At 62.8% G+C, this 19,741-nt stretch carries 22 protein-coding genes; 12 read left to right on the forward strand and 10 right to left on the reverse strand.

The window, feature by feature from the left end; genetic code table 11:
* Positions 1 to 121 precede the first annotated feature (121 nt).
* From tpiA to FJ951_RS13280, 5 genes are all read left to right on the forward strand, one after another.
* Complete coding sequence (gene tpiA, locus FJ951_RS13260; RefSeq protein WP_140515369.1) at positions 122 to 889, forward strand: triose-phosphate isomerase; 768 nt, start codon at positions 122 to 124, stop codon at positions 887 to 889.
* Positions 890 to 1,060: 171 nt separating this feature from the next.
* Positions 1,061 to 1,525, forward strand: a complete 465-nt coding sequence (gene secG, locus FJ951_RS13265) for a preprotein translocase subunit SecG (RefSeq protein ID WP_140515370.1) — start codon at positions 1,061 to 1,063, stop codon at positions 1,523 to 1,525.
* Positions 1,526 to 1,854: 329 nt separating this feature from the next.
* On the forward strand, positions 1,855 to 2,979 hold the full coding sequence (locus FJ951_RS13270; RefSeq protein WP_140498649.1) for a L,D-transpeptidase: 1,125 nt from the start codon (positions 1,855 to 1,857) through the stop codon (positions 2,977 to 2,979).
* 212 nt (positions 2,980 to 3,191) lie between these two features.
* A complete protein-coding gene (locus FJ951_RS13275) occupies positions 3,192 to 4,829 on the forward strand; it encodes a CTP synthase (protein WP_140515371.1) in 1,638 nt (545 codons plus the stop codon).
* 26 nt (positions 4,830 to 4,855) lie between these two features.
* Positions 4,856 to 5,407, forward strand: a complete 552-nt coding sequence (locus FJ951_RS13280) for a DUF1697 domain-containing protein (protein WP_140515372.1) — start codon at positions 4,856 to 4,858, stop codon at positions 5,405 to 5,407.
* A gap of 66 nt (positions 5,408 to 5,473) precedes the next feature.
* On the opposite strand, the gene FJ951_RS13285 is transcribed toward FJ951_RS13280, so the two are convergent.
* Entirely contained in the window at positions 5,474 to 6,931 is a 1,458-nt protein-coding gene (locus FJ951_RS13285) for an NCS1 family nucleobase:cation symporter-1 (protein ID WP_140515373.1), read from the reverse strand.
* Between the two features lie 328 nt (positions 6,932 to 7,259).
* Here FJ951_RS13285 and FJ951_RS13290 point away from each other — a divergent pair, with 328 nt between their 5' ends.
* Together FJ951_RS13290 and dusA are read left to right on the forward strand one after the other, a co-directional pair.
* Positions 7,260 to 7,562, forward strand: coding sequence for a DUF982 domain-containing protein (locus tag FJ951_RS13290; RefSeq protein ID WP_140498645.1), 303 nt, complete (start codon positions 7,260 to 7,262; stop codon positions 7,560 to 7,562).
* Positions 7,563 to 8,016: 454 nt separating this feature from the next.
* Positions 8,017 to 9,015 carry a tRNA dihydrouridine(20/20a) synthase DusA gene (gene dusA / locus FJ951_RS13295; RefSeq protein WP_140515374.1) on the forward strand — a complete coding sequence of 333 codons (999 nt, stop codon included), beginning with the start codon at positions 8,017 to 8,019 and terminating at the stop codon, positions 9,013 to 9,015.
* A 17-nt stretch (positions 9,016 to 9,032) separates the two neighbouring features.
* On the opposite strand, the gene FJ951_RS13300 is transcribed toward dusA, so the two are convergent.
* Together FJ951_RS13300 and FJ951_RS13305 are read right to left on the reverse strand one after the other, a co-directional pair.
* Positions 9,033 to 9,737 (reverse strand): TIGR02281 family clan AA aspartic protease, encoded by a 705-nt coding sequence (locus FJ951_RS13300; protein ID WP_140498643.1) that lies wholly within the window; start codon positions 9,735 to 9,737, stop codon positions 9,033 to 9,035.
* Between the two features lie 13 nt (positions 9,738 to 9,750).
* Positions 9,751 to 9,984 (reverse strand): DUF1289 domain-containing protein, encoded by a 234-nt coding sequence (locus FJ951_RS13305; protein ID WP_140515375.1) that lies wholly within the window; start codon positions 9,982 to 9,984, stop codon positions 9,751 to 9,753.
* 160 nt (positions 9,985 to 10,144) lie between these two features.
* Between FJ951_RS13305 and FJ951_RS13310 the strand changes: the two genes are divergently transcribed.
* Positions 10,145 to 11,143, forward strand: a complete 999-nt coding sequence (locus tag FJ951_RS13310) for a nicotinate-nucleotide--dimethylbenzimidazole phosphoribosyltransferase (RefSeq protein WP_140515466.1) — start codon at positions 10,145 to 10,147, stop codon at positions 11,141 to 11,143.
* Positions 11,144 to 11,180: 37 nt separating this feature from the next.
* Here FJ951_RS13310 and FJ951_RS13315 read toward each other — a convergent pair whose 3' ends face one another.
* Positions 11,181 to 12,701 carry a HAMP domain-containing sensor histidine kinase gene (locus FJ951_RS13315; protein WP_140515376.1) on the reverse strand — a complete coding sequence of 507 codons (1,521 nt, stop codon included), beginning with the start codon at positions 12,699 to 12,701 and terminating at the stop codon, positions 11,181 to 11,183.
* A 73-nt stretch (positions 12,702 to 12,774) separates the two neighbouring features.
* Here FJ951_RS13315 and FJ951_RS13320 point away from each other — a divergent pair, with 73 nt between their 5' ends.
* The 4 genes from FJ951_RS13320 (at position 12,775) to FJ951_RS13335 (ending at position 15,279) form a co-directional block, all read left to right on the forward strand.
* Positions 12,775 to 13,398 (forward strand): thermonuclease family protein, encoded by a 624-nt coding sequence (locus FJ951_RS13320; protein WP_140515377.1) that lies wholly within the window; start codon positions 12,775 to 12,777, stop codon positions 13,396 to 13,398.
* Between the two features lie 49 nt (positions 13,399 to 13,447).
* Entirely contained in the window at positions 13,448 to 14,059 is a 612-nt protein-coding gene (locus FJ951_RS13325; protein WP_140515378.1) for a glutathione S-transferase, read from the forward strand.
* A 2-nt stretch (positions 14,060 to 14,061) separates the two neighbouring features.
* Positions 14,062 to 14,679 carry a uracil-DNA glycosylase family protein gene (locus FJ951_RS13330; protein WP_224518976.1) on the forward strand — a complete coding sequence of 206 codons (618 nt, stop codon included), beginning with the start codon at positions 14,062 to 14,064 and terminating at the stop codon, positions 14,677 to 14,679.
* A gap of 108 nt (positions 14,680 to 14,787) precedes the next feature.
* Positions 14,788 to 15,279, forward strand: coding sequence for an Lrp/AsnC family transcriptional regulator (locus FJ951_RS13335; protein WP_006205209.1), 492 nt, complete (start codon positions 14,788 to 14,790; stop codon positions 15,277 to 15,279).
* Positions 15,280 to 15,325: 46 nt separating this feature from the next.
* On the opposite strand, the gene FJ951_RS13340 is transcribed toward FJ951_RS13335, so the two are convergent.
* The 6 genes from FJ951_RS13340 to FJ951_RS13365 form a co-directional block, all read right to left on the reverse strand.
* Entirely contained in the window at positions 15,326 to 15,895 is a 570-nt protein-coding gene (locus FJ951_RS13340) for a DUF3299 domain-containing protein (protein ID WP_140515379.1), read from the reverse strand.
* 85 nt (positions 15,896 to 15,980) lie between these two features.
* Positions 15,981 to 16,520, reverse strand: a complete 540-nt coding sequence (locus FJ951_RS29085; RefSeq protein WP_348642797.1) for a GNAT family N-acetyltransferase — start codon at positions 16,518 to 16,520, stop codon at positions 15,981 to 15,983.
* Positions 16,480 to 17,184: a DNA alkylation repair protein gene (locus FJ951_RS13350; protein WP_140515380.1), complete on the reverse strand. Its 705-nt coding sequence runs from the start codon at positions 17,182 to 17,184 to the stop codon at positions 16,480 to 16,482. The genes FJ951_RS29085 and FJ951_RS13350 overlap by 41 nt, the downstream gene beginning before the upstream one ends.
* Positions 17,185 to 17,191: 7 nt before the next feature.
* The gene (locus FJ951_RS13355; protein ID WP_140515381.1) at positions 17,192 to 18,061 is read right to left on the reverse strand and encodes an NAD(P)-dependent oxidoreductase; all 870 of its coding nucleotides are present in this window, start codon (positions 18,059 to 18,061) and stop codon (positions 17,192 to 17,194) included.
* 110 nt (positions 18,062 to 18,171) lie between these two features.
* The gene (locus tag FJ951_RS13360) at positions 18,172 to 18,996 is read right to left on the reverse strand and encodes an ABC transporter permease (RefSeq protein WP_140515382.1); all 825 of its coding nucleotides are present in this window, start codon (positions 18,994 to 18,996) and stop codon (positions 18,172 to 18,174) included.
* The gene (locus FJ951_RS13365) at positions 18,993 to 19,709 is read right to left on the reverse strand and encodes an ABC transporter permease (protein WP_140498632.1); all 717 of its coding nucleotides are present in this window, start codon (positions 19,707 to 19,709) and stop codon (positions 18,993 to 18,995) included. The genes FJ951_RS13360 and FJ951_RS13365 overlap by 4 nt, the downstream gene beginning before the upstream one ends.
* Positions 19,710 to 19,741: the final 32 nt, after the last annotated feature.

Below are 19,741 nucleotides of genomic sequence, written 5' to 3' on the forward strand. Positions count from 1 at the left end.
TTTTCGGATGCGCCGAGTCTGAAACAAGCGCAATAGCGCCCTTCCGGTCCACTGTCGATTGCTTTGTGGCTTGATTTTGGTAGTGAGAACGCCAGCCGAATGTCACCCGGAGAAGCAAACGATGACGCCAGGAATTCGCCCGCTCGTCGCAGGCAACTGGAAAATGAACGGTACCAGCGCCTCGCTCAACGAACTCAGGATGATCGGCAACGGTTTCATGAGCGGGCTCGACGCAGACACCGAGGCGCTGGTCTGCGTTCCCGCGACCTTGCTCGCCCATGCCGCCGAGATTCTGTCGCGTACGCCGGTTCATGCCGGCGGTGAGGATTGCCACGCCAAGGAGAGCGGCGCCTACACCGGGTGCATCTCCGCGGAGATGCTGAAGGATGCGGGCGCGACCCACGTCATCGTCGGCCATTCCGAATGCCGCGAACAGCGCGGCGAGGATGATGCCACAGTTCAGGCAAAGGCCTCCGCAGCCTGGCGCGCCGGGCTTGTAGCCATTGTCTGCATCGGCGAGACGCGGCAGGAGCGCGAAGCGGGCGCGACGCTGGACGTGCTGTCACGCCAAGTTGCCGGTTCGGTGCCGGCAAGCGCTACCGCGTCCAACACGATCATTGCCTATGAGCCGGTGTGGGCGATCGGCACCGGCCTGACCCCGACCGTCGCCGATGTAGCCGAAGCGCATGCGCATATTCGCGAAAAATTGTCGGAGAAGCTCGGCGCCGCCGCGGGCAAGATGCGCATTCTCTATGGCGGTTCGGTCAAGCCGTCCAATGCAGTGGAACTGCTTGGGGTCAGGAATGTCGACGGCGCGCTGGTTGGCGGGGCCAGCCTGAAAGCGGCCGACTTCCTGGGCATCGCGGAAGCCTATCGCAGCATCTCCTGATGACTTCGCGCGGCGCCGAAGCGGGCGCGGCGCACGGGAAATCGTTGTAAAGGACGCCTTGCTTCCCATATTCCGGCCACGGGCTTGGAAATGCCGTGAAAGCATTGTATTGAGCCGCCTCCAATTCCCCGGTCGTGTCCGCGGCCGGGCAGGGCATTGCCAGGATAAACTATGCAAACCGTACTGATCGTCATCCATCTCATGGTCGTTCTGGCCCTTGTCGGCGTTGTGCTGCTGCAGCGCTCCGAAGGCGGCGGCCTTGGCATTGGTGGCGGATCTGGCTTCATGACGGCGCGCGGCGCCGCCAATGCGCTGACCCGGGCGACGGCGATTCTGGCGGCCGCTTTCTTCGTGACGTCGCTGACCTTGTCGATCATTGCCCGCTACGGCGAGAAGCCGATCGACATTCTCGACCGCGTTCCCGCAACATCGGACGGCGCCGGCAAGGGCGTACTCAACCAATTGCCTGGCACGACCACCCCGACGCCGCCTTCCGGCAACGCGGCGCCGACGCCGCCTTCCGGCAACGGAGCCGCGACAACGCCTCCGGCCACGCCGCCCGCCGCCGGCTCGACGTCGCCGGCGACCAACGGCGCCAGCACCGCGCCCGCGGCGCCGCAGGTTCCGAACCAATAATCCGGGTTCGTTCAAGGGCTATCTGACAGGGAGCGCCGGCGTGCGAACGCCGCATTCTGCGTCGTTACAACCGAACTGCGCTCGGTTCCGGTCCTCGCCGCCGGGCTCTCGGCCCGCTCTGATCTCTTACACTCAGCCGATCTGTTGTCGTTTGACCACAGTCGCGGCAAATGCGGCGGCATCACGAAGATTCGACGGGAAGTGCAGCGGCCTCGCGCTTGAGGCGCCCGCGCTTATTCGACTATAGATTGCGCGCGGCATTTTCGGTGTCCTTGGGGGATGCCGGGCGACGCCGTGGGCAACAAATATTGAACGATCGGATCTTGGCCATGCAGCTTCGCAGCTTCATCTTCCTGGGACTTTGCGCCGCACTCGGCATGAGCTCCCCGGCTTTCGCCGGCGTGCCAGCCAATTTGGCCGCCAATCAGTCGGTCGGCAAGACCGATGCCATCAACGTCGCAGCCAAGAGCGATGCGGCGCAGTTGAGGCTTCTCAAGAAGAAGAAAAATCCGACACCGGACGATCTCGCCCAGATCAAAAAGATCGAGGCCAAGATCGTTGCCGACAAGGAAGCCGCCAAGGCCAAGGCGCTGGAAGCCAGGAAGATGGCGATGCGCGAGGCGGCGAAAGCGAAGGCCGAGGCGGAACGGCAGGCGTTCCTGGCCAAGAAAGGCAAGACTGCCCCGGCGACCGAAGTGGCCGCGGCCAAGCCGGCCAAGAAGATCACGAAGATCATCGAGCCGTTGACGCCGATCGAGCCGATTCCTTCGGCCGAACCGGAATCGGCCGAGGTGATGAACGTTGCGCTGACCGGCAATAATGGCGAATTGCGCAGCGAGCTGCCTGGCCAGAAACAGCGCACCGGCGGCGGCCTGTTCGCCGGACTGTTTGGCGGCCAGATGGCATCGTCCTCGATTAACTATCTGCCTGAGACCCGTGCGCTGGATTCGGCGCTCGCCAGGAAAAACGCCAAGAAGCCGTTCAAGGTGAAGCCGGAGTTCGTGCCACAGGACGTGGAATTCACCGGTTACGAGGCCGGCACGATCGTCATCGATACCAGTGCCCGCCGGCTCTATCTGGTGGAATCATCGTCCACCGCCCGCCGCTACGCCATCGCGGTCGGCCGCGAAGGATTGCAGTTCAAGGGCACCGTGGCGGTCGGCGACAAGCAGGAGTGGCCACGCTGGATCCCGACGCTGGACATGCAGAAGCGCGAGCCCAAGCATTATGCCCAGTACAAGGACGGCATGCCCGGCGGCGGCCAGAATCCGCTCGGCGCCCGCGCCATCTACCTCTATGACGGCAAGAAGGACACGCATCTGCGCATCCACGGCACCATCGCGCCGCAGTCGATCGGAACCAGCGCTTCCAATGGCTGTTTCCGCATGATGAACGAGCACGTCATGGACCTCTACAGCCGCGTCAAGGTCGGCACCAAGGTCGTCATCATCTGACGTTTGCAGCAGCTTGCCAAAAGGGCCGGTTCAGCCGGCCCTTTTGTTTTGCCTCGCTCTCGGTCGCGTTCCAGTGGAACGGGCCAGCCCGTTCGACATGGGCCTATCCGAAAACCGGATCCCATTTTCGGATCACGGTTCGAGCGCCTTCTTGGGAAAAAGCCTTAGCGGCGGTTTTTTCTCTGGCGGAATCAATCCGGCCGCGTTAAGCGATGACTCCCATGGCGCGATATGTATTCATCACAGGCGGCGTGGTTTCCTCACTTGGAAAAGGCATTGCCGCAGCGGCCCTAGGGGCTCTCTTGCAGGCGCGGGGCTATCGCGCACGCATCAAAAAACTCGATCCCTACCTCAATGTCGATCCGGGCACGATGTCGCCGTATCAGCATGGCGAGGTGTTCGTCACCGATGACGGCGCCGAGACCGATCTCGATCTTGGCCATTACGAGCGGTTCACTGGCCGTTCCGCCAACCAGCAGGACAACATCACCACCGGCCGCATCTACAAGAACATCATCGAGCGCGAGCGGCGCGGCGACTACCTCGGCGCCACCGTGCAGGTCATCCCGCACGTCACCGACGAGATCAAGAATTTCGTCCTCGACGGCAATGACGACTATGATTTCGTGCTGTGCGAAATCGGCGGCACCGTGGGCGACATCGAGGCGATGCCTTTCCTGGAGGCGATCCGCCAGCTCGGCAACGACCTGCCGCGCAACAACGCCGTCTATGTGCATCTGACGCTGATGCCCTATATCCCGACCGCGGGCGAATTGAAGACCAAGCCGACCCAGCATTCGGTCAAGGAGCTGCGCGGTATCGGCATCGCGCCCGACATCCTGCTCGTCCGCGCCGACCGGGCCATTCCCAAGGAAGAGCGTAGAAAACTGTCGCTGTTCTGCAATGTCAGGGAGAGCGCGGTCATCCAGGCGCTCGACGTGCCGCACATCTACGACGTGCCGATGGCTTACCACAAGGAAGGGCTCGATTCGGAAGTGCTGGCCGCGTTCGGTATCGACCCTGCGCCGAAGCCGCGCATGGAGCCGTGGCAGGCCGTGTCCAACCGCATCCACAATCCGGAAGGCGAGGTGACCATCGCCATCGTCGGCAAATATACCGGCCTCAAGGACGCCTACAAATCGCTGATCGAGGCGCTGTCGCATGGCGGTCTGGCCAACCACGTCAAGGTCAAGCTCGACTGGATCGAATCGGAAATCTTCGAGAAGGAGGATCCGGCGCCCTGGCTGGAAAAGGTGCATGGCATCCTGGTGCCCGGCGGTTTCGGCGAGCGCGGCTCGGAAGGCAAGATCCTGGCGGCGAAGTTCGCGCGTGAGCGCAAGGTGCCGTATTTCGGCATCTGCTTCGGCATGCAGATGGCCTGTATCGAGGCGGCGCGGTCCCTGGCCGGGGTCGACGAGGCCTCCTCGACCGAGTTCGGCCCGACCAAGGAGCCGGTCGTCGGCCTGATGACGGAGTGGCTGAAGGGCAACATGCTGGAGAAGCGCCGGGCAACCGGCGATCTCGGCGGCACGATGCGGCTCGGCGCCTATCAGGCCGAGCTCGCCAAGGGTTCCAAGATCGCCGACATTTATGGCGATACTCAGATTTCCGAGCGTCACCGCCACCGCTACGAGGTCAATATCGACTATAAGCAGCGGCTGGAGGATTGCGGCCTGGTGTTTGCCGGCATGTCGCCCGACGGCGTGCTGCCCGAAACGGTCGAATACCCCGACCATCCCTGGTTCATCGGCGTGCAATACCACCCCGAGCTGAAGAGCCGGCCGCTCGACCCGCATCCGCTGTTCGCCAGCTTCATCGAGGCGGCGGTCGAACAATCGCGCCTGGTATAGGCGCGCCAGGCGGGGTTCGGCAACCGATGCAGACCTATGTCGCCCTTCTCTACAGCATCGTCCTGGGAGAAGGGCGCCGGGTCGTGATGTCCGACCTGAGGGCGATGGCGGAAGGCCTCGGGCTGAAGAATGTCCGTACGCTCGTGGCGACGGGCAATCTTGTCTTCGAGGCGCCGGCGACGGACGTCGCCGGTCTCGAGCAGCGTCTGGAGGCCGCCTTCAAAAAAGCTTTCGGCCGACATGTCGATATCATCGTGCGCGCTGCCGAAGATTGGCTGAGGCTCGCGGCCGGCAATCCGTTTCCGGCTGAATCCGCCGAGACCGGTGACCAGGTGGCGGTCCGGATAATGCGCAAGCCCGTGCCCGATAATGCGGCGGCGGCGCTCGAGACCTATGCCGCCGCCGATGAGAAGGTGATGTCACGCGGCGGCGACATCTGGGTCGTCTTTTCGCGGGCACGACCGAGTTCACGGCTGCTCGCGGCCGCCAATCACAAACGCCTGGGCGTCGGTACGTCGCGCAACTGGAACACGGTGCGCCGGCTCGCCGAGATGGTAGAAGTAGGCAGTAGGCAGTAGGCAGTAGGCAGTAGGCAGTAGGGGGAAGCCGTCTGCTTTCCCTACCTTTCCTGCCTACTGCCCATTTCAGGCCTTCGCTGTCTTGGCGCCGGCACCCACGGCCGCGGTGCGCAGCACGTAGTAGATGATGCCGGCAATCCCGACGCCGAAGAACCAGCCATAGACGCCCCACCAGGATGGCAGCCAATTGGTGAAGTTCGGCAGGATCGAGGAGAAGACGGCGCCAATGCCGGCAGCGATGAAGGCATTGACATGCCAGCCGCCCTGGAAGCGGAACTCGCCATCCTCGCGATAAAGCGCTTCGACGTCGACCTCGCCCTTCCGGATCAGGTAGTAGTCGACCATCATGACGCCGAAGATCGGCCCCATTGTCGCGCCGATGATGTTGACGAAGGACGCAGCGCTGCCTTCCCAAGGCGCGAAGGGATAGAGCACGAGCGCGATCAGTGCCGCGATGTAGCCGCCCTTCTTGAAGTCGATCTGGCGCGGGAAGACGTTGGAGAAGTCGAAGGCCGGCGAGACGAAGTTGGCCACGACATTGATGCCGAGCGTCGCCACCGCGAAGGTCAAGGCGGCGAGCGCGGCCAAGAACCAGCTGCCGAATTTCGCCGATATCTGGTCGGGGTGCAGCAGCACCTCGTGATAGACGTCGTAAGCGGCAATGGTGGTGACGCCAGCGACCAGCGAGAACAGGATGAGATTGATCGGCAGGCCCCAGATATTGCCCTTGCGCAGCGATGCCTTGTCCGGTGCATAGCGGGCGAAATCGCAGAAGTTGAGATAGAGGGCCGAAAAATAGGTCACCCAGATCGCGGCGACGGCGAACAGCGACGTCCACGATCCCGGCGTACCTGGCACGCCCGCATCCTTGGTCTTTTCGAGCAGCACCTCCATCGGAATGTCACTGGTGAAGGCGAAGGTCCCGGCTTTGACACAGAGATAGACGGCCAGGATCAGCATCATCACCCACACGGCTGGCCCGGCCCAATCCTGGAAGCGGCGCACCGTCTCCATGCCGTTCTGGATAATCAGCAGCTGCAGCGCCCAGATGACCGCGAAGCAGATCACTTCCAGCCCGGAGTGGCCGAGGAAATGGGTGTTGGCGTTGAAATCGGCGAACCATTGCGAGCGGATCAGCAGCGCGACAATGGCGCCGGAAGCGGCCGCCGTCTGTGCGCCGTACCAGAAGCAGGCGACGATGGCGCGCACCAGCGCCGGTATGTTGGCGCCCCATATGCCGAACGAGGCGCGGGCGAGCACTGGGTAAGGCACGCCGGTCTTCACGCCGGCATAACCGACCATGTTCATCAGCGCGTAGATGACGAGCGAGCCGATGCCGATGGCGATGATGAAGTTGACGAAACCGCCGCAGAACAGGAAAAGGCTGGCGGCGAGATAGTAACCCCAGAGGCTGTGCACGTCCGACGTCCAGACGTTGAAGATCGAGAATGGTCCCCAGTTTCGTATCTTGGCCGGTGCGAGATCTTCGTTATATAGATCCGGCGATGCGCCTTGTATCGTCATTGCAATTGTCCCCTTCTTGCAGCACGCGCCCTCACGCGTTGACCGTCAAGGTTACGCCTGACGCGAGGGAAGGGGCAATCGGCTGATTTGCCGGCTTTGGCCTTAAAGATATTCAATGGGGATCGCCATTGTCGCGCGGCATGATGCTTGCCCTCTGATCGGCGAGTCGGGTTCGTGGCGCTTTCAAGCGCCGACGCGACGACATCGGAGCCGCGGCGGGCAAACCTGCCCTTTTTTTGCCAAGCGTACGTTTTTTATGGAACCAAGTGGATGATGGCGCGTTTGATGGGGTTCGGTCGAACACGTCGCGACCGAGCGGGAGGATATGATGGACTATTTGCATTTTTTTTCGCCCGTGCGGATTTCACGCGGGCAGGGACACCCTATCGAGGAAATCGACAGTGTTGCCGAGGCCATGATGTTTTTGCGTAAATGGCCGACCGGGCGACGTGGCCCTGTCTATCAATGCGCGCTGAACTGCTGCGCGGCCGCCCTGTCGGGGCAGATGTCGGCTGAAGAAGCCAGGAAGGCGTTCACCGGCTTCGCCCGGATCACGCGGCTTCTGGATGACGACATGGCCTTGTCGGTGGGCAGCGAGCCAGCTGGGCGCGTGTACGCGCTGCGGCGGTAACGTTCTGAACCGGCTGTAGTCGAAAATCGGCGCCGACCCCCGGCGCCGATCGACTGTTTGTCCGTTTGCCATGGCGTCGGCGAACGCCTAATGCGGCGCGGCCCAGGATGGCCACCATCTGCTTGTGGTCGGCAACTTCGGAAAGCAGCCAATCCTGGAAAGGCGGTCCCCCGTCTTGTTCGCCGCAGTTGAAAGACTATCGACCAGGTCGCAAAACGGCGTGCCGCTCTCCTGCGGTGTAGCAAGGGGGTGCAAGCTTCCGATTTCTTGGAGCGATTTCGCCCAGCACTCGAAAAAACGAGAAGACAGCACTCAGGCCATAGGATTTGGCAGGCGCAGAAGGACCGCCTTCAGACTTACTGCTCGAGCGAGGGGCTTGCCTACTTCGCATATGTCGCCGATATGATGATCGGTGGCCATGCCGCCCGCATCAACCAACCAATTGACGCTAAAAATGTCGAGCTACCAAGAGCATAAGGTGGCAATCGCCCCGATGATGGATTGGACGGACCGCCATTGCCGGTTCTTCCATCGCCAGCTGACTCGCCGTGCGTTGCTCTACACCGAGATGGTGGTGGCGGACGCGGTCATCCAGGGCGCGCGCGAGCGCCTGCTCGGTTTCGACGATGCGGAACATCCGGTCGCGCTGCAGCTCGGCGGCTCCGATCCGGGGAAGCTGGCCGAGGCGGGGCGCATCGGCCAGGCTTTCGGCTACGAGGAAATCAACCTCAATGTCGGCTGCCCGTCGGACCGCGTCCAGTCCGGTACGTTCGGCGCCTGCCTGATGAAGGTGCCTGACCTCGTCGCCGACTGTGTCGCGGCGATGAAGGCGGCGGTGACCATTCCCGTAACCGTCAAATGCCGCATCGGCGTCGACGAGCAGGATCCCGAGCCGGCGCTGGATGCGCTTGCAGACGGTGTTTTCGCGGCCGGCGCCGACGCCCTTTGGGTGCATGCACGCAAGGCATGGCTGGAGGGGCTGAGCCCCAAGGAAAACCGCGACATCCCGCCGCTCGACTACGGTCGCGTCTATCGGCTGAAGACGAGAAAATCGAGCGAATTCATCGGCATCAATGGCGGCATTCAATCGCTTGAAGAGGCGCGGACGCATCTCCAGCACCTCGACGGCGCCATGCTCGGCCGCGCCGCCTACCATACTCCAGGCATTCTGACCGGCGTCGATTCCATGTTTTATGGAGAGCGGACCGTTCCCTTCGATTTCGCCGCGCTGATCGACGTCATGGCCGGCTACGCCGCACGCCATGTCGAACAGGGCGGGCGGCTCGGTCATGTCACCCGCCACATGGTCGGGCTATTCCATGGATTGCCTGGTGCCCGCCGCTACCGCCAGATCCTCTCCACGGATGCAACGCGCCCCGGCGCTGGGCCGCAGGTGCTGAAGACGGCGTTCGCCGCGGTCGACCTCAGCGGGGCGGTCGACAAGGCCGCCTGAACCGCTTTTGCCGAACGTCAATCCCGGAGGGTCATCCGGTCGCCGCGCACGTCGAAGCCGGACAGCGAACTGATGAAGTTCATGCCGAGCAGGCTCTGGCCAAGCATACCGGGTGCCGCGACCATCACCGGCATATTCTTTCGCACGATGCCGCCGATGGCCAGTTCGTTGGTTTTCACAGCCGCGGCGCGCGCCGTGCCGTTGGCGGTCGAGACCGGTATGGTGAAATCGAGAGCGGCGGGATTGATCCCGGCTGCCTGGGCGTCCTGCGACGTCAACACGGTGCTGGTCGCTCCTGTGTCGACCACCGTGCGCACTGGCGCGCCGTTGATCAGGATGCGCGCCTCGAAATGGCCATTGTCGGCCTTGTCGAGCGTCACGGTGGCATGGCCGTCCTCGATGCCCAGCGCCAGCGGGCTGCCGGGAACAAGGCCAGCGGTTACCCGGTTGGCGAAATCCTGCAATTCGTAGCGATATTGATAGCCGGCGATCAGCGCGAGCGCGATCGCCGCCCACGCGCCGAGATTGCGCGCCATGGCGCTGAGCGGGCGGCCCGACCTTAGAAGGCCGGCGCCGATGAGCGCGCCGAAGGCGCCCAGCCAGATCAACCGGCCGAAATCATCGTTCTCGACGCCGAGCGTATTGCCGGCGGAATCGTTGAACATCAGCAGCACCGCGCCGACGCCGATGACGAGCATCAGGATCCAGAACAGGCGGTTCATGTCGGCAATCCGTTCACGAGAGCGCGTCGCGTTCCCGTGCCATACGGGTGCGGCGGGTTTCGCGGCGCGGCCGGCGCTCGACCGTCTCCAGCCTTGCAGGCAGTTGGGCCATGACGTCACGGCGCGCCTGCGCCGTCATGTCGATCCAAGCGCCGATCTCGTCCCGGGTGCGGCCGCACCCGAAACAGAAACCGGTCTTCATATCGATCGAACAGACCAGAATGCATGGGGATTCGATGGCCGTCATGAATGTTTCCTTGGCTGACTTCCACATGGTGCAACGGCATGGCCTTTGCAAGCCCTCGGGAATGCGTCGCCCGCGGCCGCTTTTACATCAGGCGCGGGAGGTTGTGCCGGCGCACGAGGGCGGCTATGCCGCTGCCATCTGCAAGGACGATTTCCACGACATGACCAGAGCACAGCCCTTCGACGATTTCCGTAACCTGCTGGCCAACCTGCCGGCGGCCGACACGACAGCCGAGGCCCGTGTGCGAACGCTGTTCGCCAAGGCGGACAAGCCAAGGAACTCGCTTGGTCGCATCGAGGATATCGCTGCCTGGCTGGCAGCATGGAGCGGCCGTGCGCCGCCGGCAGTGACGCGGCCTCTGGTCGCGGTCTTTGCCGGCAACCATGGTGTTGTCAGGCACGGCGTTTCGCCGAGAGTCGTGGCGGCGACCGCCAACGCCGTCGAACTGTGTGCGGCCGGCGGTGCAGCGATCAACCAGGTCTGCGTCGCCAACGACCTCGGGCTGAAGGTTTTCGATCTCGCCTTGCATATTCCGACAGCCGACATCACGCAGGATGCCGCACTCGACGAGCGGGGTTGCGCCGCGACCATGGCCTTCGGCATGGAGGCGATCGCCGGCGGCGCCGACCTGCTTTGCCTCGGCGATCTGGGCGTCGGCAATTCCACCGTCGCCGCGGCCCTGTTCGCGGCCGTGTTGGGCGGCAAGGGCACCGATTGGGTCGGCCCGGGCTCCGGCGCCGATGCGGCGATGCAGGCGCGCAAGGCGGAGGTGGTCGATGCGGCGCTGGCTTTCCACGCCGGCCATCTCGATGAACCGTTGGAGGTGCTGCGCCGGCTCGGTGGCCGTGAGTTCGCGGCGATAGCCGGCGCCATCCTTGCGGCACGGATGCAGAGAATCCCCGTGCTGCTCGACGGAGTTGCGGCAACGGCAGCCGCAGCGGTCCTGCATGCCGCCAATCCTGCCGCGCTGGATCATTGCCTTCTCGCCGGCCTGTCGCCGGAGCCCGCGCATGCGCAGGCCGCCGAGCGCCTTGGCCTTCGCCCCTTGCTTGACCTCGGCGTCGGCCACGGCGAGGGAGTAGGCGCGGCACTTGCCGCCGGCCTAATCAAGGCAGCGGCACTGACCAGTTCGGGCATGGCCGCGGCCGTTCGCGGCTAGGCCGAGCATTCGTCGCTCATTCCACGCATGAGGCGCGTCAACGCCGACGCGCCGCGACCGCCGCGGTCGGCAGGGCCGGCAGTTCCTCCATCACCCGGCTCAGCGGGAAGATGGCAATCGCCTCTGTGCCTTCGCGCAGCTTGGAATGAAGTTGGAATTCGCCGCCATGCATGGCGAGCAGGCCCTGCACGATCGGCAGACCAAGTCCGGTGCCCTGTTCGGCGCTCTTGATGGCGATCGAACCCTGGCCGAAGGCCGAAAGCACTACCGGGATCTCGTCTTCCGGTATGCCGGGGCCGTTGTCCCTGACCGAGATGTATTGTCCGCCGCCGGCCGTCCAGCCGACGCGCACGCGGATTTCGCCGCCGGTGGCGGTGAACTTGATCGCGTTGGACAAGAGGTTGAGGGTGATCTGGCGCACCGCGCGCTCGTCGGCGAACAGGCGCGGCAAGGCATGTTCGAAATCCTGAATGACGCGGATATCCTTGTTGCGCGCCTTCAACTCCATCATGTGGCAGCAATCCTCGACAATGCCGAGCAGCATCACCGGCTCTTCATTGAGCTGGTACCGGCCGGCCTCGATGCGCGACAGGTCGAGGATCTCGTTGATGAGGTCGAGAAGATGCTGGCCGGATTCGTGCACGTCATGGGCATAGTCGCGATAAGTGGGATTGCTCATCGGCCCCAGCACTTCGTTCGACATCACTTCGGAAAAACCGAGAATTGCGTTGAGCGGCGTGCGCAATTCATGGCTCATCGAGGCAAGAAAGCGCGATTTGGCCAGATTGGCATCTTCCGCGCGCCGCCGCGCCTCGTCCGACATCGATTTCGCGGTCTCGACTTCGGCGATCAGTGCGTCCTTTTCGGAGCGGAACGACAAAAGCATCAGGGAGGAGCGGTTGAGGTTCCGCGCGATATAGGCAAAGAAAGGCAGCGAAAGAACGAGCAGTACGGCCATGATCGCCCCGACAGGCATCCACAGCCTTATTTCGGCGTAGGCGTAAAGCGTCACCGGAACAGCGAAAGTCGCCAGCAGCGCCCCGCGCAGGGATGAGGCCATGATAGCGGTTCCGGCCATGGCAAGCAGCAGCACCACGGCCTTGACCACCTGAAACTGGTCGACCGCGCAGGCACCGCAGCCGAGCCAGACGAACCAGCCCCAGCCGAGGCCGCACAGGAAATGTGCGAACAGGAATTCTCTCTGGGTTTGCAACGGGTTAAGCTCGGACGCTTCCACGCGTTCGACGCGGCGCGCCATGAAAGCCAACATCGTGTAGCAGGTCAGGGTGAACAGCGCCCAGAGAATGATCTCATTGCCGATGCCGGCCAGCCGGCCAAGCGCGGCGATCGCCAGGACAAGCAGCGGAATGGCAATGGCGCCGCTGGTCATCGCGCGCGCATGGAGTTTCAATAGTTCGCGATCGAAATCCGGATTGCCGGCCTGTTGCGAAAGACGGTCGCGCGTCTTGCGCACCGCGCGCGCGACATCGCTGTTGCGATGGCGTTTCCTGCGGTCCACAATGAATTTGTCCGCTGTGTTCGAGCGTTGCAAAGGCATGAAGACTTCAATTATGCGGGCGGCATTTCAAGGTGTTAAGCTACGTTCGAATGATTAACCAACCGTTTGCCATATGAGCCGTTCCTGGTCGCAAGGACCGCGCCGGCGGTACGCTGCGCCGCGTCCGCGAAGCCCATGGCGCAAATTGCTGGACTACGGGCTGACCGTCATTATTCTGGGGTTGCTGATCGTGCTTGCGGCGCGCCTCGATCGCGTGGAGACGCGAAAGACACAGGGCGTCGCCATCATCAATGATGGCGACTCGATCACGCTCGGCGCCGAACGCATTCGCATGCGCGGCATCGACGCGCCGGAATACACTCAGACCTGCCGCAAGAAAGGCGCCGACTATTCCTGTGGCACGCTTGCGCGCCAATCTCTGGTGCGCCTGATCGCCGGCAGGCCCGTCATCTGCAGCGGCTGGCAGCGCGATCGTTACGGCCGGCTGCTCGGCGATTGCAGGGCCGGGGACACCGATCTCAACCGCGCACAGGTCGAGGCGGGCTGGGCGGTCGCTTTCGGCGATTACGAGAGCGAGGAAGCGATCGCGCGCGCGGCAAAGGCCGGTATCTGGGCAGGTACGTTCGACCAGCCGCAAGATTGGCGCGACAGCCACCATGGCGAGTCCGTCGAGAGAAAACATGGCACGTTCGCCTCCATCGGCGATGCCGTGCGAGAGATCTTCCGCTTCTGGTAAGCCGGCGGAAGCTGAACCCTGCCATCACCGGCAAGAACTGGAGGATCGAATGAAGCTCTTCGACGGCGGCCGAGCGCCCAACCCAAGACGGGTTCGCATTTTTCTGGCCGAGAAGGGAATCGCGGTTCCGCTGGTGTCCGTCGACATGGGCGCGCTGGAACACAGGCAACAGGCGGTCAGCTCGCGCAATCCACTGCGGCGATTGCCGGTGCTGGAGCTTGACGATGGCACCGTCATCACCGAGTCCGTCGCCATCTGCCGCTATTTCGAGGAACTCAATCCCGAGCCCGCACTGTTCGGTCGCGGGGCGCTCGGCAAGGCGCAGGTCGAGATGTGGCAAAGGCGGATGGAATTCAACCTGCTGACCTGCGTCGCGCAAGCTTTCCGCCACACCCATCCGGCCATGAAGGAATGGGAGATCCCGCAGATTCCCGAGTGGGGCGAGGCCAACAAGCCGAAGGCAATCGAATTTCTGCGACTTCTCGACGGCGAACTGGGAACCCGCGAATTCGCCGCCGGCGACGCCTATTCGATCGCCGATATCACCGGGATGATCGCCATCGATTTTATGAAACCGGCGCGCATCAAGGTGCCGGACGAGTGCAGCAATGTGTTGCGCTGGTATCGGATGGTTTCGAGCCGGCCGAGTGCCGCGGCCTGAGGATGACTGCGGAACTCGAAAGCTTCGCCGCGACGGTTCGCGCCTGCCGCATCTGCGTCGACAATCCGATCGGCCGGCCACTGCCGCACGAACCGCGCCCGGTGCTGCGACCCTCGTCGAATGCCCGCATCCTGATTGCCAGCCAGGCGCCGGGAACCAAGGTGCATCTGTCGGGCATGCCGTTCACCGATGCTTCGGGCGACCGGCTGCGAGACTGGCTCGGCGTCACCAGCGAGGAGTTCTACGACACCGAGAAGTTCGCTATCGTGCCGATGGGCTTCTGTTTCCCCGGCCAGGACGCCAAGGGCAGCGACTTGCCGCCAAGGCGTGAATGCGCGCCGGCCTGGCGCGCGCCGTTGATGGGGCTCATGCCGCAGATCGACTTGGTGCTGACGATCGGCATCTACGCGCAGTCCTGGCACATGGGTGCCGCGCGGCGCCCGTCCCTGACGGAAACGGTGAGGGACTGGCGCTCCATCTGGGAGAAATCCGCTGGCCAGAAGGTGCTGCCGCTGCCGCATCCGTCCTGGCGCAACACCGGCTGGCTGAAGCGGAATCCCTGGTTTGAAATGGATTTGCTGCCTTTCCTCAGGTCGGAAATCCGCTATCGCCTCGGTTAGACATTCAGCAAGAAACCACCGGCTTTTCCGCCAATCAGCAGAATTTTTTTCTTGTGGAAGCCTATAATAACGCCGATTATGGCCAATCCATTCCTTCAGGAGCTTTCAATGGACCGCCTTGACCGAAAAATTCTCCGCCTCCTGCAGGAGGACGCGACGCTCGCGGTCGCAGATGTCGCCAAGAAAGTGGGACTGTCGACGACCCCTTGCTGGCGGCGCATCCAGAAGCTCGAGGAAGAGGGCGTCATCAAGCGGCGTGTCGCCATTCTCGATCATGAAAAGGTCAATGTGCGGGTCACCGTCTTCGTCTCGATCCGCACCAATTCGCACAGCCATGAATGGCTGCGGCGCTTTTCCGAAGTCATCCAGGAATTCCCCGAGGTGGTCGAGTTCTACCGCATGAGCGGCGATGTCGACTACCTCCTGCGTGTCGTGGTGCCCGACATTGCAGCCTATGATGCTTTCTATAAGCGGCTGATCGCCAAGATCGAGATTCGCGACGTCTCGTCCTCCTTCGCCATGGAGCAGATCAAATACACGACCGAAATCCCGCTCGATTACATGGTGCTGGACAAGGAATCGGGTGCGAACGCGGCCTGAGCGCGCGTGGCCTTGATGCATGCAAGGTCACGCAAGCTCGCCTTGCTTAGTTCTTCTTTTTGTTGAGGAAAGTCCAAGGCGAGTTGACCGGTAGGGTGACTGTGTCCGGCACGGTGTCGACGCCGGTCACGTCTGCCTTGCGCACGGTATAGCCCGACTGGATGACCGAGACGCCGTCCAGGATGAAAAGCTGGCTCTTCTCCATGCCCGGTTTCAGCGCGCCGGTTACGGAAACCGGCTGGTAGGCCTGCGACATCCTGTAGGGATGAGCCGGGGTGACCAGGACGATCTGGTTGGGTGGTGGTGTCGGCATGTGGCTGCAGGCGCCGGTCCACGGCACCAGTAGGAATTGATAGACAAGATCGCCTTCGCGATCGACCGGCAACGCATAGCCGGCTATTTGTATGGTCTTGTCCTGCAGGCCGAGGGATAACGTCTCGCCGCGATCGGGCAATTTTGCCGCGATCATCGGCAGGCCGGCTTCTTCGGCAACCGCCTGGGTCGCCGGGCGCAAATCCTTCCAGAATATGTGTGTGGTCTCGGCCGAAGCGAGGGCGGCTGTAAAAGCCGACATCGCGCCCGCGAACGCTGCCATGGCTATGAGACGTTTGGTCATCGGACGTTTTCCTTTGCGTTCGAGTAAAGACACCGTCTCCGGCGACGTCAACGCTCGAGCCGCATTACATGCCGGCCAGAACCGGTCATGCCGGTGTCATGAAAGCCGCGCGTCGCAAACATGTCGCGAAACCCCATGAAACGGTAGCTCGGCGATGCCTCGTCCACCGGATAGGCCTCAATGATATGCGCCCCTTGGCGAACGCGTGGTGAACGGCCGCATCGAGCACTGCGGAAGCCAGACCGCGGCCGCGCAAAGCCCTTGGCACATAAAAGCAGACGATCGACCATACCCCCGTCTCCCTGTCGTCCTGCCGCTTTGAAAGCCTTCGGTAGGTTTCGCGCGGCGCGACCGAACACCAGGCAACGCTTTTGCCGTCGATCTGGGCGAGGATGCCGACCGGCCTGCCGGCATCGATAAGTGCCATCATCTGGCGCCTTTTCTCATCATTCGGGATGTGCTCGCGGACGGACTGCCGCCACGCCATGCACCAGCAATATTTTGGCGCACCCGGCTGCTCGAACAATATCTCGAAGTCGCCGCGTGTTGCCGGCGTCACCTCCGTGAACCGGATATCGGCAAGATCAGTTTTTTCTGGCGGTGAGCCGTTCCAGCGTTTTGGCATCCGTTAACTCCTTCACGGCGTCCCGGCCGATCCAGCGCGCCGTCTTGTCGGATGATCCGGCCAACTTTTGCGCGAGCGCAAGGGCAGGGGCATGCAGTGCGGCCGAGCGTTTGCCAATCTGCCGCAGCGCCCAGCTGACCGCCTTCCTGACGAAATTGCGCGGATCGCCGGCATGCGCCTCGATCAACGGCAGATAGGCGAGAAACGTCGCGTCCGGCTCCTGCTTCAGATGCACTGCGCTCCACGCCACCATGGCAAAGCCGGCGCGGCGCACGAACTCGCGTTCGTCGGCAGCAAACTCCTCGATCAACTCACGCCGGAACGGCGTTTCAGCAAAGAGATCCGAAACGCTGTCTACGATCTCCCATGAATCGAAATCGCCGGCCCAGCGGCGGCACTGCTCGGCCGTGATCCTTTTCGGCTCCCCGGTGAACGCCGCCACCAGCCGCGCCTCGCGAACACCGCTGTCCCACAGGGCAAGCGCCCGCTCGTGATTGCGCTTCAGCTTGCGCGCCAGCGGCCGCAAATCCGAATTGCCTACACCAAGCGCCGTCGCGGTGTTGATGCCGAACCGGGCCATGCCGGCGCGGTTTTCCTGCGTGCCGATCGAGCGCAGGTGAGCGACGATGTCGTCCGCGCTCCAGCTCGGGCAGGGCAGGGACATCTGCGTTCTACTTTTCCAGCCTCGCCAGCAGTGAGGATGTGTCCCAGCGCCTGCCGCCCATCGCCTGGACGTCCTTGTAGAACTGGTCGACGAGCGCCGTCACGGGCAGTCTGGCCCCGTTGCGGTCGGCTTCATCAAGGCAGATGCCGAGATCCTTGCGCATCCAGTCGACCGCGAAGCCGAAGTCGTATTTGCCTGCATTCATCGTCTTGTGCCGGTTCTCCATCTGCCACGAGCCCGCTGCGCCCTTGGAGATCACATCGATGACCTTCTCGATGTCGAGCCCGGCTTTCCTGCCGAAATGGATGCCTTCGGACAGTCCCTGCACCAGCCCGGCGATGCAGATTTGGTTGATCATCTTGGTGAGCTGGCCGGCGCCTGCCGGTCCCATAAGCCCGATCATCCGGGCATAGGCGTCGATGACGGGCCTGGCTTTGTCGAAGGCTGCCTGATCGCCGCCGACCATGACGGTCAGAATGCCGTTTTCGGCGCCGGCCTGGCCGCCGGAGACCGGCGCATCGAGGAACGAGAAGCCGCGCTCCTGTGCGGCCTCGGCCAACTCGCGCGCGACCTCGGCCGATGCCGTGGTGTTGTCGATGTAGACGGCGCCCTTTTTCATGGCCTGAAAGGCACCGTCCTTTGCCGTCGTCACCGAACGTAGATCGTTATCATTGCCCACGCACGAGAAAACAAAGTCCTTGCCTTCGGCAGCCTGTGCCGGCGTCAGGGCGAGAGCGCCGCCGTGCTGGGCGACCCATTGCTCGGCCTTCGCCCTGGTGCGGTTGTAGACGGTGACGTCGTGGCCGCCCTTGTTCTTCAGATGCGCGGCCATGGGATAGCCCATGACGCCAAGACCGAGAAATGCCACCGATGCCATGGCTTGTTCCTTCCGACGGGAGCAGAAATTGCAGTTGCGGAAGGTCTAGGCCATGCGGCGGATTCGTCAAGGCGCGCGCCGCGCCATCGACTGGCACAGATCAGGTAGGCTTACCGTTTCAGGTGAATGGTGATCCGGCGCTCGATCCATTCGACGCAGTGGCGCAGGATCTCGACCATCACCAGATAGACGATCGCCACCCAGACATAGGCCTGGAAGTCGAAGGATTTGGCGTAGGCGAGTTTCGCATTGCCCATCAGGTCGTAGACGGTGATGATGGCGACGATCGCGGAGGCCTTGATCATCAGAACGAGTTCATTGCCGTAGGGTCGCAAGGCCACGATGATCGCCTGGGGCAGAATGACCTTCCGCAGCGTCTGCAGCTTGTGCAGGCCGAGCGAAGCGGCGCCTTCCCACTGGCCCCTTGGAACGCTCTCTATGGCGCCGCGCAGGATTTCGGCCTGATAGGCGGCCGTGTTGAGCGCAAAGGCGAACACGCCGCAGTTGAAGGCGTCGCGGAAGAACCACCATAGCCCAACCGATTCGAGCTGCACGCGGAAAGAACCGACCCCGTAATAGACCAGATAGACCTGAACCAGCAGCGGAGTGCCGCGGAAGAAATAGACGTAGCAATAGGCGGGCCACGATAGCAACCGGTTGTTCGACATGCGGCCATAGGTGACGGGCAGCGACAGGATGGCGCCGGCCACCATCGACACCGCCACCAGCGACAGGGTGGTTCCAAGTCCCTGCAGATAGGCCGGCGCATATCGTGCGAAGAACTCGCCGTTCCACGCGGAGACCAGATAGGCCAGTATGCCGAAGCCGAAGAGGATCCAGAGGCCGACGAGTGCGTATCCCACGATACGGGCACGCGGCCAGCCGCGCGCCGGCGGCGGCGGCCGATCGACGGCAATGGTGTCGGTGACGCTCATCGCGCTTCCTTCTGCCCGAGCGACCGCAAGATGAAGCCGGTGGCGATCGAAGACAGGATTGCCAGGATGAGAAAGACCAGCGCCGCGACGCTGTAGAACAGGAACGAATGTTTGGTGACGCGCGCCGCGACGCCCGCATTGCGCAAGGTCTCGGCGAGGTTGACGACCGAGACCAGGGCTGTGTCCTTGAGCAGGCTGAGCCAGCAATTCTCGAGACCGGGGAAGGCGATGCGCAGCAATTGAGGCAGGATCACCTTGCGCATGGTCAGCCACTTCGACAGACCGATCGCATAGCCGCCCTCATACTGGCCCTTCGGAATGGCGCGAAAGGCCGAAAGGAATACCTCGCTGGCATAGGAAGAGAAGATCAACGAGAGCACGATCATGCCGGCGATGAAGCTGTCGACATCGATCGTCGCCTCGGGCCTGAAGAAGCGGATGATGTATTGCAGCAGGATGGGCATGCCGAAGAAGAACAGGAAGAGCGTCACCAGCTCCGGAAGGCCGCGAAACATGGTGGTGTAAATGTTCGCGGCCAGCCGCAGCGAAGGCTCTTCGGATTGCTTTGCCCAGGCAATGAAAAAGCCGATCGTCAGGCCGATCGGAAGCGTGGCGAGCGCCAGCGCGATGGTGACCACCGCGCCATAGGCGATATCGTCAAGCCAGCCATTGGGTCCCCAACTGAGAAGTGTCCATATGCTTTGGGCTGGCATCGAGTGGTGTTATCTCCAGAGCTCCCAGATCG

It is taken from the genome of Mesorhizobium sp. B2-2-3 (assembly GCF_006442405.1).
Lineage (GTDB): Bacteria > Pseudomonadota > Alphaproteobacteria > Rhizobiales > Rhizobiaceae > Mesorhizobium.